This is a genomic window from Clostridium ragsdalei P11 (assembly GCF_001675165.1).
Taxonomy (GTDB): domain Bacteria; phylum Bacillota; class Clostridia; order Clostridiales; family Clostridiaceae; genus Clostridium_B; species Clostridium_B ragsdalei.
This window is the reverse complement of record NZ_LROS01000066.1, coordinates 94,692-109,803: the sequence shown is the minus strand read 5'-3', so window position 1 is coordinate 109,803 and position 15,112 is coordinate 94,692. Positions and strand designations below refer to the sequence as shown.

The 15,112-nt window shown below is 30.9% G+C and carries 13 protein-coding genes and 1 riboswitch; of the genes, 7 read left to right on the top strand and 6 right to left on the bottom strand.

Annotated elements, in window-relative coordinates:
* Positions 1-89: 89 nt before the first annotated feature.
* On the top strand, positions 90-875 hold the full coding sequence (locus CLRAG_RS17595; RefSeq protein ID WP_083985794.1) for an IclR family transcriptional regulator: 786 nt from the start codon (positions 90-92) through the stop codon (positions 873-875).
* A 174-nt stretch (positions 876-1,049) separates the two neighbouring features.
* Positions 1,050-1,217, top strand: a complete 168-nt coding sequence (locus tag CLRAG_RS17590) for a CDIF630_02480 family spore surface protein (RefSeq protein ID WP_420808101.1) — start codon at positions 1,050-1,052, stop codon at positions 1,215-1,217.
* Between the two features lie 152 nt (positions 1,218-1,369).
* On the opposite strand, the gene nifJ is transcribed toward CLRAG_RS17590, so the two are convergent.
* On the bottom strand, positions 1,370-4,894 hold the full coding sequence (gene nifJ / locus CLRAG_RS17585) for a pyruvate:ferredoxin (flavodoxin) oxidoreductase (RefSeq protein ID WP_065079592.1): 3,525 nt from the start codon (positions 4,892-4,894) through the stop codon (positions 1,370-1,372).
* A gap of 852 nt (positions 4,895-5,746) precedes the next feature.
* Between nifJ and CLRAG_RS17575 the strand changes: the two genes are divergently transcribed.
* The gene (locus CLRAG_RS17575; protein WP_065079591.1) at positions 5,747-6,538 is read left to right on the top strand and encodes an AraC family transcriptional regulator; all 792 of its coding nucleotides are present in this window, start codon (positions 5,747-5,749) and stop codon (positions 6,536-6,538) included.
* Between the two features lie 42 nt (positions 6,539-6,580).
* Here CLRAG_RS17575 and CLRAG_RS17570 read toward each other — a convergent pair whose 3' ends face one another.
* Positions 6,581-7,003 (bottom strand): DUF2000 domain-containing protein, encoded by a 423-nt coding sequence (locus CLRAG_RS17570; RefSeq protein WP_065079590.1) that lies wholly within the window; start codon positions 7,001-7,003, stop codon positions 6,581-6,583.
* A 136-nt stretch (positions 7,004-7,139) separates the two neighbouring features.
* Here CLRAG_RS17570 and CLRAG_RS17565 point away from each other — a divergent pair, with 136 nt between their 5' ends.
* The 4 genes from CLRAG_RS17565 (at position 7,140) to CLRAG_RS17550 (ending at position 10,367) form a co-directional block, all read left to right on the top strand.
* Positions 7,140-8,468, top strand: coding sequence for a nucleotide disphospho-sugar-binding domain-containing protein (locus tag CLRAG_RS17565; RefSeq protein WP_083985793.1), 1,329 nt, complete (start codon positions 7,140-7,142; stop codon positions 8,466-8,468).
* A gap of 44 nt (positions 8,469-8,512) precedes the next feature.
* Positions 8,513-8,932 carry a GNAT family N-acetyltransferase gene (locus tag CLRAG_RS17560; protein WP_065079588.1) on the top strand — a complete coding sequence of 140 codons (420 nt, stop codon included), beginning with the start codon at positions 8,513-8,515 and terminating at the stop codon, positions 8,930-8,932.
* 25 nt (positions 8,933-8,957) lie between these two features.
* Positions 8,958-9,758, top strand: a complete 801-nt coding sequence (locus CLRAG_RS17555) for a hypothetical protein (RefSeq protein WP_065079587.1) — start codon at positions 8,958-8,960, stop codon at positions 9,756-9,758.
* 81 nt (positions 9,759-9,839) lie between these two features.
* Positions 9,840-10,367: a 2'-5' RNA ligase family protein gene (locus CLRAG_RS17550; RefSeq protein ID WP_065079586.1), complete on the top strand. Its 528-nt coding sequence runs from the start codon at positions 9,840-9,842 to the stop codon at positions 10,365-10,367.
* Positions 10,368-10,581: 214 nt separating this feature from the next.
* Here CLRAG_RS17550 and CLRAG_RS17545 read toward each other — a convergent pair whose 3' ends face one another.
* The 4 genes from CLRAG_RS17545 to CLRAG_RS17530 all read right to left on the bottom strand — a co-directional run bounded on the left by CLRAG_RS17545 (position 10,582) and on the right by CLRAG_RS17530 (position 14,693).
* Positions 10,582-11,625 (bottom strand): PocR ligand-binding domain-containing protein, encoded by a 1,044-nt coding sequence (locus tag CLRAG_RS17545; protein WP_065079585.1) that lies wholly within the window; start codon positions 11,623-11,625, stop codon positions 10,582-10,584.
* A 190-nt stretch (positions 11,626-11,815) separates the two neighbouring features.
* On the bottom strand, positions 11,816-12,874 hold the full coding sequence (locus CLRAG_RS17540; protein ID WP_065079584.1) for an HD-GYP domain-containing protein: 1,059 nt from the start codon (positions 12,872-12,874) through the stop codon (positions 11,816-11,818).
* Positions 12,875-13,046: 172 nt separating this feature from the next.
* Positions 13,047-14,405 carry a PFL family protein gene (locus tag CLRAG_RS17535; protein ID WP_065079583.1) on the bottom strand — a complete coding sequence of 453 codons (1,359 nt, stop codon included), beginning with the start codon at positions 14,403-14,405 and terminating at the stop codon, positions 13,047-13,049.
* Between the two features lie 18 nt (positions 14,406-14,423).
* Positions 14,424-14,693, bottom strand: coding sequence for an ACT domain-containing protein (locus tag CLRAG_RS17530; RefSeq protein WP_063600686.1), 270 nt, complete (start codon positions 14,691-14,693; stop codon positions 14,424-14,426).
* 143 nt (positions 14,694-14,836) lie between these two features.
* A riboswitch (glycine riboswitch) is annotated at positions 14,837-14,926 on the bottom strand.
* Between the last annotated feature and the right edge of the window lie 186 nt (positions 14,927-15,112).

The following is a 15,112-nucleotide window of genomic DNA, read 5'->3' as shown; positions in this document are numbered from 1 at the left end:
CAATGTTTATAAATATTCAATAATAAATTGACGTAACTTATAGATAATATTATTATATTAACATAGTGTAATAGAGGAGGGAGTCCCTTTTGACTAATAATTCACAAAATTATGATAGTATTTCTATGGTTGATAGAGCAATTCAAATTATAAATGAAATATATAAATCAGAGGTTCCTATTGGTGTTTCTGAAATATCTTCTAATCTTGACTTACCAAAGGCAACAGCATATAGAATTTTAAACACCCTTTTTCAAAATTCTATTATAGAAAAAGATAAAAATGGAAAATATGGTTTAGGGTTAATCTTTATTCAGTATAGTGAAAAAGTGAAATCCAAAGTTGACTTGAATTTGATTGCAAAACCTTTTATGGTCGATCTTTCTGCAAAAACTGGAGAATCTACAAATTTGGGAATATTAGATGAGGATAATGTAGTGACAATTTCCAGTGTAAATGGAGAAAGCTCAGTACTTGTTTCAAGATTAATACCTGTATCTCCTCTGCATTGTTCATCTATGGGAAAAATATTTCTTAGTTATCAGAATGACGAAATGATTAAAGCTTATTTTAAAAGGCATAATCAAAAAAGAACAATAAACACTATATCAAATTATGAGGATTTTTTGTTAGAAAGAAAGAAGATAATAGCAGAGCAAGTTTCTTACGATATAGAAGAGTATGAGTATGGTTTAGGATGTATTTCTGCACCCATATATAATAGTAAAGGAAAGATTGCAGCAGGAATAAGTGTTTCAGGACCTATCAGCCGCATGAGGTTTAAAGGTATAAAGTGTATTGAAAATGAGTTAAAAAATATAGCAAATAGGATCAGTGAAAAAGTGAAAGTACTAGGAACTAATATTACATACTAGGGTGGTTGTGAAGTAGTTATGCAAAAAACGGATACTTATAAATGACAGGTGAGGTAAAGTGATTATAATAAAAATCACTTGTAATCCAAGGATTTTTTATATTAGGATCAAATGTTATATTTTTTCATACATTTCTTAAAATTGAAGATAATATGTATGAGAGGAGGAATTATTGTGGAAGGAGATAGAACTAAAGATGGTTCCATGGAACTGCCAATTGAAAAACACGATACTGCAGCATGGGCAAATATCCATAAGGAAAAATCAGTTTCAAAAGTACCAGTGCCAAGTGAATTTGATGTTAAGAATGCTAAAGAATATGTAGATTCTAATGAAAAATAATTCCTATTATAAAAGACCTAACTGACTAGTTAGGTCTTTTATCTGATAGCTACCTACTGTAACACTTCCACGCACTCTGTGAAAGCGACTATCATCAAATCAAAGATTTGAGATATCTGCTTTTCCCACTAAGTAAGATTCATTGATCGTAATCAATATTTTATTGATGATAATTTCTTGTAAATATCATATCTTTCACGGGCATTGTTTTCAGATTCTTTAAATGCTTTTTCAACTGCACCAGGGAAGATAGTTTTTAATGAAGAATAACGGAGCTCTCCATTAATAAAGTCTATATATGATTTTGTAGGTTCTTTGGAGTCTAATATAAATGGATTTTTACCTTCCTGTTTTAATAGAGGATTATACCTGTATAGGTGCCAGTAACCGGATTCAACGGCCTTTTTTTCCTCTGCCATACTAGTACCCATTCCAGTTTTAATACCATGGTTTATACAAGGTGCATAGGCTATGATTAGAGAAGGACCTTTATAAGCTTCTGCTTCTGTAATTGCTTTAATGGTATGGTTCATGTTTGCCCCCATGGCTATTTGAGTTACATATACGTATCCATAAGTCATGGCCATCAAACCAAGATCCTTTTTCCTTATTTTTTTACCGCTGGCAGCGAGTTTCGCAACTGCTCCTGTAGGAGTTGATTTTGACGATTGACCACCAGTGTTTGAGTAGACTTCTGTGTCCATAATAAATATATTTACATCATCGCCTAAGGCAAGTACTTGATCTACACCGCCAAATCCAATGTCGTAGGCCCATCCATCACCGCCGATTAGCCAATGAGATTTTTTGATTAAATAATCTTTTTTCGTAAATATCTCATTCAAAACAATATTATCTTTAAAGTTCTCATTATTCATGATTCTTAAAATTTTTGCAGAAGCTCTTTTTGAAGTATCTGCATCATTGAATCCGGTAAGCCACTCTTTAAAGGCTTCTTTCAGTTCAGAATTAATGTCCATTGTTATGGCTGTTTCCATCAAATCAGCTAATCGTTCTCTCATTTGTTTTACACCAAGGAACATACCATATCCGTATTCTGCGTTATCTTCGAATAATGAATTACCCCAGGAAGGCCCTTTGCCAAAATTGTTTGTAGTGTAGGCTATTGCAGGTGCACTTGCTCCCCAGATTGATGAGCAGCCTGTTGCATTTGCTATCATCATTCTATCTCCATAAAGTTGAGTTAAAAGTTTAATATAAGGAGTTTCTCCACAGCCAGGACAAGCACCATTAAATTCAAGAAGAGGTCTTGCAAATTGACTTCCTTTTACTGTATGCAAATCCATTAATCCTTCTTTAGGAGTGATTTTCAAAGCATATTCAAAGTTATCAGACTGCTCTTCTATTTCTTCTTGTGCAGGTTTCATTATTAAAGCTTTTCCTGGAGCAGGACATATATCTGCACAATTTCCACATCCGGTACAATCGAGTGGACTTATTTGAATACGATAATGTAAGTTTTCAAGGTCTTTACCAACAGTTTTTTTAGTTAGAAAACTTTTAGGAGCATTTTCTTTTTCTTTATCATCTAGTAAGCAGGCTCTTATTACACTGTGAGGGCAAACATAGGAACATTGATTGCATTGAATACATTTATCAATTTGCCATTCAGGTACGAAAACTGCAATTCCACGCTTTTCATAGGCTGTTACGCCAAGTGGGTAAGAACCATCTTCCATTCCATTAAAAGCGCTGACTGGAAGTTCATCTCCTTCATGCCTTGCCATAGGTTTTTCAATTCTATTTATAAAATCAGGAAATTCTTTTTTTGACATATCTGGATCTTTAGCATTTTTCCAGGATTCTGGTACAGTAACTTTATGGGCAGCATTTGCTCCTGCATCTATTGCTGCTTTGTTTGCATTAACTATATTTTCGCCTTTTTTACCATAAGCGTATTCTACAGAGTCTTTTAAGTACTGGATTGCCTGATCTACAGGAATTATATTAGCTAATTTAAAGAATACAGCTTGCATTACCATATTTATTCTAGAACCTAATCCAACTTTTTGTGCTATTGAAATTGCGTCTACTATATAAAATTGTATGTTATTTTCAGCAATATACCGTCTCATTGAAGCTGGAAGATGTTCATCTAATTCGTTTTCACTCCAAGGGCAGTTTAAAACGAATGTGCCATTTTTCTTCAATCCTTTTAATATATTTATATTGTAAATAAAGGACTTGTTGTGACAAGCAGTGTAATCTGATTCATAAACTAGATAAGGTGATTTTATTGGTTTATTCCCAAATCTTAAATGAGAAACTGTACTTCCACCTGATTTTTTACTGTCGTAGGAGAAATAAGCCTGACAATATAAATTTGTTTTATCGCCTATGATCTTAACTGCTGTTTTATTTGCACCTACAGTACCATCTGATCCCAAACCATAGAATTTACATCTTATAGTTCCTTCTGGTGTTGTATCTATTATTTCTTCCTCAGCCAGAGATGTATTTGTAACATCATCAACTATTCCAATTGTAAATCTATTTTTTGAATTAGGATTTTTAAGATTTTTAAATACAGCTAAAATTTGAGAAGGTGTTGTATCTTTTGAACCCAATCCATATCTTCCACCAACAATTACAGGTTTATCTGCATTATTATAAAATAGGTTTACTACATCTAAATAAAGAGGTTCTCCTGTAGAACCAGGTTCTTTTGTTCTATCTAAAACAGCAATTTTTTTAACTGTTTTAGGCAAATATTTAAAGAAGTAAGAAGAAGAAAATGGTCTGTATAAGTGTACTTTTATGAGTCCTACCTTTTCATTATTTTGTCTTAAATAATCTACAGTTTCTTCTACAGTATCACAAACTGATCCCATGGCAACAATTATAAATTCCGCATTTGGATCTCCATAGTAATCAAATGGATGATATACTCTTCCGGTAAGTTTTCCTATTTCTCTCATGTAGCCTTCAACAATATCTGGAACAGCATCAAAGAACTTATTTGAAGATTCCCTTTGCTGAAAATAAATATCGGGATTTTGAGCAGTTCCTCTAACTGAAGGATGTTCTGGATTTAAAGATTTGTCTCTAAATCTTTGGATTGCATTATAATCAACTAATTTTGCCACATCATCATGGTCAATTACTTCAATTTTTTGATATTCATGAGATGTTCTGAAACCATCAAAAAAATGTAAAAAAGGAATGCTCGCTCTAATTGCAGAAAGGTGGGCAATATTTGCTAAATCCATAACTTCTTGAACACTTGATGATGCTAAAAGTGCAAATCCAGTTTGCCTTGTTGCCATAACATCCTGGTGATCACCAAAAATTGATAGTGCATGAGTTGCAATTGCACGGGCAGTTACATGAAATACTCCAGGTAGCAGTTCACCTGCAATCTTATACATATTAGGTATCATAAGAAGTAGTCCTTGTGAAGCAGTGTATGTAGTTGTCAGTGCACCAGCAGCCAATGATCCGTGGACAGCTCCAGCAGCACCAGCTTCGGATTGCATTTCAACAAGTTTAACTGGTTGACCGAATATATTTTTTTTACCATGGGAGGATAGATCATCTACAAGTTCAGCCATCGGAGTAGATGGTGTTATGGGATAAACAGCTGCAACATCTGTGAAAGCATAGGAAGCTTCAGCAGCAGCTTGATTGCCATCCATGGTCTTTAATTTCTTTGTCATATCATGCTTCCTCCTCTATAAATAATTTTTAACATATTTAGTATTTACAAAGTATGCCTATTGAATTCATGAATTTAGGTTAAATCCTTAACTATTAATTCTTAACTTTTAATTTTTAATTATACTTTATCCCGCTTGCACTGAAAGCAGGTTTCATGAATGGAATTTTAGGAAGCATGAATATATTAACGTTTTCTTCTAAAATTAAACTACTCAATATATAAATTTTAATTCCACAATATTCATATTCATCATAAATTTCTTCTTTATTAAAATATTTTAAAACCTCAACACTGAGATTTGTGACTTTCGTCATCTCACCTGTTCAGCAGCTTATACAGTTAGAACGAGTTCTAATTAAAAAACAGCCTCGAATTTTTTTAGCATATTTAAGGGCTTTTTCTTGAATAGTTATCATATATTTATCACCTCCATAAATTTTGTAAATAAGTTTTATGTATACACAATTGAAATCTTAAAAAAAGTAACCTATACTATAAAATATACTAGTAGTTAATTAAAGGCAACTATTTATTAATATTCTTATAAATAATATATAACTCAGCTTTTGCAGTTTAAAAATAATGCGAATCAAAGCTTCGCAAGTTAAGAATTAATAATGAAAAATTAATGGTGAAGGATGATTTTTAGCTGTCGCAAAAAATCTTTAATTTATATAAATCAGCAATGTTTCGCTTTAGCGAAACAAGTGATGAAAAGCTTAATCAAAGATTTTTTATAGTGTAACGGAAAAAAATCCACATTAACTATTAATTTTTAATTCTTAACTATTAACTAAAGAAATTTTATATGTGCTAAAGTTGAGTATACAAAAAATAGTGTGGAGGAAAAATGCAGGGAATAAGATATTATTTCAGTGATTACAAAGGAAATGTAGAAATAAAAAAATGTGAAAACTCAATACATTCATGTAAAGAACATTTTCATGATGAAATCTCTATTGGATTAGTTGAAAAGGGAAGCTGCAGTACAAAAATGCAAAGTGGAAAATATGAAATCTCGGAAAATACAATTTTGATAATTCCACAAAATACAGTTCATAAATGTACTCCTTATAGCTATAAAAATTGGAATTTTAGAATGATTTATATAAATAAAGATTGGTTTAAAACTGTATTTAATAGAGATAACTTAGGTATAAAATTTTCATATAGAAAATTAAATAAAATTGCATTTAAAAATGCTTACAAATTATTTGCAGACATTGAAAATAACATAATGAATATTGAAAATGAGACTAAACTCATAAATTATGTTTCTTTTTTAGAATATGACAGGGATAAAAATTGGAATAGAGAAGCTGTTAAAGGTTCCAATTTAGCTGAATTAGAAAAGATTAAAAAATACATAGATAAAAATTACTTAAATAATCTGACGTTGAAGGATTTAGCTGAAATGTCACATATGAGTAAATACTGCGTAGTTAGACAATTTGAGAATTGCTATGGAATATCACCACACAAGTATATAACTAATCTAAGGATAAATTATGCCAAAAGGCTCATAAGAAAAAATAGAAGTTTTACGGATGCAGCGCTGGAATCTGGATTTTATGATCAAAGTCATTTTATAAAATATTTTAAAGATTATACAGGAGTTACACCAGGTATGTATAAACAATAACTGCAGCCTATAAATGGTGCAGTTATTATTAATGAAATTTTTTTATTTTAATGTTGGCAAACTACCGGTTAAGCTTGTAATTATTTTTTTACTGCCATATAAACACACTCCAAGATAGTTTAATTCTGATGGATTAGTGCAAGATAATTTTTGTATGTAATCATCATATATTTTGCATTTTTGAGCTACGTTATTAAAGTCAATTATGGTTATTTCTTTGCTGTATTTTTCTTTTACTCTATTATAAAAATCCCTTATTTTATTTTTAGTTGATGATAGTATTGGTATTGGTATTTTTACAATTCCCTTATGTGGAAAGTTGTCTATATCAGAAACATCTTCACCAACAATACTTCCTATAGATTTACCTAAGGTACAACCTAAGATAGCTGAAGTATTGGCAATTAATCCTAAAGGCAGTTCTTTATCAATTATAATAACGCATTTTTTATCAGTACAGTTCATATATAAATCCTCCTAAGTTTTTCTATAGTATAATATAATGATTTATTGATATATAGTAAAAAATTGCAGAGGTAAATTTAAAGTTTTGTAAATGGCATATTTAGTGGAAGATTATATTGAAAGGAGCTATATAAGCATGAAAAAACATTTAAATATTGCTTTTTCAGTTATACTTTCAGATGCTGGAGAAGCAACACGTGCTCTGGAGATAGCAGATGGAATTAGAAAATTTTGTCCTGAGAACTATGAAGTAGACATAGTTTTTTTATCTACAGGGAGTAGGTTTGAAGAAAAAGTAATTTCTAATGGATTTAAAATTTATAAATGTGATCCTAAACTTCCTGGAATAGGATTTCATCAGGATTTTAAACCAACTAGTTTTAATTTGATTGGTGATAAAAAGCTTGCTTTTGAATTGATTAAGGGAGAAATTGATGCACTTAATGAATTAAAGCCTGATGTAGTTATACATGGCTTTTACCCAATAGCAGGTATTGCACGTAGAATGCTTAATAAACCAGTGCCTAGTATTTGCTATCTTCCCATACCTTTACATGAAGACACTCTTAATAAATTGATGAAAGATATTCCGGACATGGTAAAGCCTCTAACCTATCTGCCATTAAAGCTTCGTAAAAAAATAATAAGGTCTATACCTAAATCTCTAATGCTAAAAAATCCATCATTTATACAGACTAATATTATAGAAGCTTTTAGAAAATTTAATTACCAAGGACAACCTATAAATAATTTATTTGATATGCTGAGAGCTGACTTTACAATTGTAAATGACTTTGAGAAATTTTATAAGGATATCAGGCTTCCAGATACTTTTAAAATTGTAGGACCATTGTATGCATCTTCTTTGAATGATAGAGTAGTAGATGAAAATATTTTAAAAGTTTTTAACCCTGATAATAAGAATTTGAAAATTTTTTGTACCCTTGGAAGTTCAGGAAAAAAAGAATACCTGTTTGAGGCTATAAAGGCGTTAACTCAAGGTATAGGCAAGAAATGGAGTGCAGTAATTCTAGCTCCTAAGGCTGTATGTCCAATTGATGAAGCAATTGCCTGTGCAAAAGATAGCACAAATATTTATATAACAGATGCATTTGTACCAGCGCCCCTAGTTAATTCACTTGCAGATGTGGTCATATCTCATGGTGGACAGGGTACAATACAAACTGCCATTGCGAGTGGGACACCTATTGTTGGATTTGCAATACAGCCGGAGCAGCAGATAAATCTTGATAATGTAGCAGCTAGAGGTGGGGCAATAAGAATTCCCATACAAAAATGGAATGCAAATAACATACAATCTGCAGTAAAAATTGTAGAGAAAAATCCTTCTTATACAGAAAGTATAAATGAGTTGAAAAAAATTTTGGATAGGGTAGATGGTAAGAAAAATTCTGCTTTTGCAATATGGAAATATATATTAAAGAACATATCTTATAGTGTTTAAAAAAGCAGCAAATTAAAATGAAGTTTTAGAAGGGAGCTTTTGTAATGAAAATAGTAGATGGTGAATACATACTTACAGATGATGTTGACAAAATTAAACTAGAAGGAGTTTGTAATTTACTATGGCAATCTCATTGGGCTAAAAACCGACCTGCTGAAGTTATTGCTAAGACAATTGAGCACTCCCTTTGTTTTGCAATTTATCATAAAGGCAAACAGATTGGATTTGCAAGAGTTGTAAGTGATTATGCTGTTTACAGCTTAATATTAGATGTAATTATTGATGAAAAGTATAGAAGAAGGGGATTGGGAAAAAAGCTAATTGAATTTATAAATAATTATCCAGCTATAAAAGATACAAGTAAATTTCTTTGGACAAAGTATGCTGAAAAATTATATTTGAAATGCGGCTTTAAGGAAGAAGATTGTTATAAGTATATGTTTAACAGACCTTTAAGTTTATGAAATAATATAGAAAGTGGAGATAAATATGGAATTTTTAATACAAATGTTAATTAGGACCTGTATAGAAACAGTATATTTGACAGGCATAATAATACTAGTTGGAATGTTACTTGGGATTATGAGAAACTACACTATAAAAAATTTTGCTAGAAGTTTTGGCATGAAATCCATAATGATAACGGGCTTTATAGGAGTCCCAGTGCATGAAATAAGTCATGCACTATTTGCAGCTATTTTTGGACACAAAATAACTGCCATAAAGCTTTTACAAAGACCTGATGAAAATGGGGTAATGGGATATGTAGAGCACAGTTATAATCAAAATAGTATTTATCAGCAGGTAGGAAACTTTTTCATAGGAACTGCACCTATATTTGGAGGTATCTTGTCTGTAGTTGCGCTAATGCGTTTTATGATACCTAGAGCTTATGATGAATTTATAAGTATTTTAAAAATAAATTCGCATGTAACTGTTATAAATAAAGTTGTGGCTGTACACATATTCAGTATGTATAAAGTCTTAGTAAAAACTATATTTTCTACTGCCAATTTTCATAATGCCTACTTTTACATATTTTTATTTATAGCAATCTGCATATGTTCCCATATATCATTGAGTTATGCAGATATTAGGGGAGCTTCAGGAGGATTAATTACTATATTTTTAGTATTGTTAATGCTTAATGTTGTTGGATGGACAAAATATTTATCCATTGAAAACATAGTTAAATATAATGTTCTCATAACGGTTTTTCTAATTTTGGCTGTACTGCTTTCTGCAATAACATTTTTAATAAGTTTAGTTTTAACTGTAATAAAACATTGACAAAAAAATAAAATTAGGTATTTCAATTTTAAATATGGTGAAAATATATACGGAATATTTGTATTGAAAGGAGATATCAAGTTGGAACGTTATGTTCTTGTATGTACTATAGGTGGTAATGCACTAAAATTTCATGAAAAGTTGAGAAATGATGTATGCTATAAATTTAAAAAGAGGAAAGCTAAATTACCGGCTCATTTTACAATAAAGGCACCTTTTGAAACGGATAAAATTGAAGATATGTTGAAGGTTTTAGAAAAGTTTCAAAAAAGCAATCATAAGACTCAAATAAAAATCCAGGGATATGGTAAGTTTAGAGAAGATGTAATTTATATGGATGTGAAGGTGTCACCTGAGGCAAAGAAAACACATGATGCACTTATAGATGAACTTAGTAAAATTCCATGGATAAATTTCAAATCCAATGAGGGTAAAAATAAAGTATTTCATTGTACTATAGTGTCAAAGAGGATACAGGACAAATTTAAAGAAATATGGGATTATGTGAACAAATATCCCTGTGATTTTGATGAGTATTTTGATAATATATCCCTTTACATATGGGATAAAAATACGTGGATGTTATTAAAAAAATATGATTTAAAATAAAAATCCAGTAAAATTTATTGACAGAGTTTTTAAAAGTTTAAAGAACAAATATCAAAGTCCAAATAATGATGATTTCCTTCATACCTCAGGGAATCTATAATTTTAATATTTTCTTACGTTAGAAAGAAAATTGTCATCATTTGTTATTTATTCTTTGCTATTTGTTCTTTAGTAAATTATATTAGACATTAGAGCTGAATTTTTTACTTAGAAATTAGTTCTTATTTGCCATGTTACTTAAGGTATCTGCTACTACGGAAACTTCTTGGACATTAGCAGATACTTCTTCTATTGCAGATGTCTGTTGTTCTGTAGTTTCAAAAGTGGAGCTGGAAGTTTCTAGTGCCTTATCTACAGATTCCTGTATTTTTTTAGTAAGATCTGTTATTTTAGAAGCAGTTTCTTTAGAATCCTGAGATAGTTTTCTTATTTCTGCAGCTACTACACTGAATCCTTTTCCAGCTTCTCCAGCTCTAGCTGCTTCTATAGAAGCATTTAAACCAAGCATTTTTGTTTGATCTGCAATACTCTTTATGGAATTTAATATAGAATTTATATCCATAGATATATTTTTAACTCTGCTTATTTCTTCATTTAAAAGATGTTGATTGTTGCTTACATTTACAGCTGAAGCAGCTAGCTCTTCCATAGTTGCTGAAATTTGACCAAAATTTTCAGATAAATTTTTAGTAGATACACCAAGTAAAAGTGCCTCATAACCTATTTTAGAAAGTGAATTTGCCACGATAAATAAAACTTCAGCAGCTGCTCTTACGCTTTTTTCACTTACTGTATAGACTTGATTTGATGCATCTACATATCTATCAGCATTTATACCCATTTCTGCGGCATTTTTTCGAACGACTGATTCATCTACTTTAGAATAAGCAACTTGTCCACCAAGTATTGTTCCTATTGATTTACCTTCTATTATTATAGGAGCAGCAAAATCAATCAAACCTGCATGGCAAGTATAAATATATGGTTTGCCAGTCCTTGTTGCTTCTGCACCTCCTCTACTGTGTGACTCTGCACAGCGGGAAGTCCCTTTGGAAGTTGACTGAGTGAGATTTAAACAAAAGTCAGTATAAGAGCTCGGTTTTGTTACAGGATGTCCGTTTTTGTCAACTGTAACACTTGCGATATTCATACTATCAGCAAAGTTATCCTGAAATTTTTGAAGTGTACTAATATCCAAAACATCCTGTATTTCTAATGAATCTAAGTCAATTTTATCATTATCGGTAAATTTTATCATAAATAATATCCTCCTATGTTATATAATGTAATAATGGTTTGTTAAAAGTAATTAAACCATAGTCTATAATACTATATCGTATATTAAAAGCAAGGATTTAGTGATTATTATATGGAACTGACGCTAATTATTAGTAAATGTATACAACTGTAAAACAAAATGTTATAAAAAGTGAACAAAAAGCTGGTTATTAAATAACCAGCTTTTTAACGTATAAATCTTTTTCTTTTTTTAAGTCAAGGAATCCATTGTCATCAAGTAAAAGAGGATTTCTCAAATCATTCATGTTAACTTGAATAACTTTACAACATTGCTCATTACTTAAAAGTACATTTTCACCCATGTAGTAGTTTACTATGTGATTTAAAAACATAGTACAATATTGGCAATCCAGTTTTCCAAGGCTTTGCTGTTGAATAATTTCTAAAGCTTCAAAAGGTCCGCTTAGTTCTTTACAATATCTGTTGGAACTCAAATCATCAAATAAATCTGCAATAGCTATTACTTTAGCAAATTTATGAATTTTATCTTCTTTAATACCTAGTGGATATCCAGAGCCATCCATTCTTTCATGATGCATCAATACACCATAACTTACGGAAGAATCTAAATAGGGAATTTCTTTTACAAAATTATAACCTATGGCAGGGTGAGTTTTGAAAATTTTGTACTCTTCTGGGGTGAGATTTCCATACTTATTTATAATATCCTTACTTATCTTGATTTTTCCAAAATCATGTAATACTGCTGAGTAAGTTAATAAGTTTATATCCCTTTTGCTAAACCCCAACCATTTTCCAAGTATAAAACTTACGGCTGCTACGTTTACACTGTGTCTGTAAATAGTATCATTGCCACTTCCATGGAATACTATATTTTTAATAACTAGTCCTGTAGAATTAAACTCTTCCTGTATTTTTTCTGAAAAAGTTCTTACTTCCTTTATTTCAGGAGCTTTTAAATTAGATATAGTATCAAATATATTTTCCAAGTTGTAAGAAAATTCATTAAAGGTATTCTCAAGTTCTTCTACAGTTTCGATTTTAGCGGTTAAAGGATCTTCGGAAGTATCTTCTACGTAAATTTCTACTTCATCTACAATAATATTTTGTTTTAGCTTTTCTATAGCCGATTCCGTAATGGCAATATCTTTAGCTAACAGCATTTTATTTTCAAAGGTTATATCACTTGCTGATATCATTCCTGGTTCTAATTCGCTTATTCGAACTAATTTCTTTTTTGACAACATACTATCTCACCTCATATAAATCATTAGAATAGCAATATATAGTAACTATGTATATGTTATCGTAGTATTATTGTATTTCTAAACATGTTTACAATAAAATTAAATTTTATTTATACCTATATTTAAACTTACATTCAACATGAAAAATATATGGGGTTTCTAAGTGTAAAATCTAATTCTTAAAGCTGTGAATTGGAGCAGGAATTCTTCCACCTCTAGCTATGAAACTTTCACTTGAAAATTTACTTACAGGCATTATAGGTGCTTTTCCGAGAAGTCCTCCAAAATTTGCTTCATCTCCAACATTTTTGCCATAAACAGGAATTACCCTTACGGCAGTTGTTTTATTATTAATCATTCCAATAGCAGACTCATCTGCTATTATAGCAGATATAGTGGACTCAGGAGTATCACCAGGTATACCTATCATGTCAAGACCTACAGAACATACACAAGTCATTGCTTCTAATTTTTCAAGGTTAAGGGATCCTGAATTTACTGCACTTATCATACCTTCATCCTCACTTACAGGTATAAATGCACCACTTAATCCTCCAACTTGAGATGCTGCCATTATGCCTCCTTTTTTGACTGCATCATTTAATAATGCTAGAGCAGCAGTAGTACCTGGGCACCCACAACTTTCAAGGCCCATTTCTTCAAGAACTCGTGCAACACTGTCACCTACAGCAGGTGTAGGTGCAAGTGATAAATCTACTATACCAAAAGGAACGTTTAATCTTTTTGAAGCTTCTCCAGCAACTAATTGACCCATTCTTGTTATTTTAAAAGCTGTCTTTTTTATTGTTTCTGCAACTACATTGAAATTTTGGCCTTTAACTTCTTCTAGAGCACATTTTACAACGCCAGGACCACTAACACCTACGTTTATTATGGAATCAGCTTCTCCAACTCCATGAAATGCTCCTGCCATGAAAGGATTATCTTCTACTGCGTTTGAAAATATTACTAGCTTTGCACAACCTATACTCTCATTTTCTCTAGTGAGGTAGGCAGTTTCCTTTACTATTCTTCCCATATCTTTTACCGCATCCATGTTTATTCCTGCTTTTGTAGTTCCTACATTTACAGAAGAACATACTTTTTCAGTGACAGCTAGAGCTTCTGGTATGGATTCTATAAGTATTTTGTCACCTTTAGTATAACCTTTATGAACAAGTGCCGAAAAACCTCCAATAAAGTCAATACCTAAAGTTTGGGTAGCTTTATCTAAAATTTTGGCATATTCTACATAGCTTTTATCAGAACTTGCCTGGGCTATGAGTGAAATAGGTGTAACGGATACTCTTTTATGTATTATTGGTATACCATATTCCGTTTCAATCTCCTTGGCAGTTTTTACTAGGTTTTCAGCCTGTTTAGTTATTTTATCATAAATTTTAGTTCTTGCTTTTTTGCCATCACTATCTATACAATCTAAAAGCGAGATACCGATAGTTATGGTTCTTATGTCTAGGTTTTCTTTGTCAATCATATTTATGGTTTCCATAATGTCTTTAGTATTTATCATTTAATTCAACTCCTTAGTTTAAATTTGGTGCATAGAAGTAAATATGTCTTCTCGTTGAAGCTTAATGACAACTCCTATTTCTTTAGCTTTATTTTCAAGGTCATTCTTTAATTCTACAAAATCTGTTTTCATTTTTGATAAATCCACTAGCATTACCATTGTAAAATATCCTTCTATGAGAGTTTGGTTTATGTCTAAAATATTTATGTTATTTTCAAATAGTACGGAAGTTACCTTGTAAATAATACCTGTTTTGTCTTCTCCAAGCACGGTTATAAATGATTTCATTTTATAATCCATCTCCTTTAAATAGTTTGTATTGATTAATTATATTTTTAGCAATTATAAAAAAAAAGACCAAATTAAATTAGTCTCTGGAAAATAAGATTTTAAACAATAACTATTAATTGACTCAATAATTATTATTTTGTATAAAATCCTCTGTCCCTTGTACCTGAGAGTTTCACCCAACTTTGGCTTTCCCCTTCGGTGCTCATAAGAGTCTCTCCAGAGGTTCGTCTAATAACGGTTTGAAAATTTAATCCCATTATTTTCATCCGACCCTTTTAAATTATCACAATTATATCATATTAAAAAAGCCAATTCAAATATATTATTGTAAATTTCACTTAATGAATATCGTAAGTTAAATTCATGTTAAAAAAAGTTTTATTTAACATTAACTTAAAAATACCATATTAAAATAA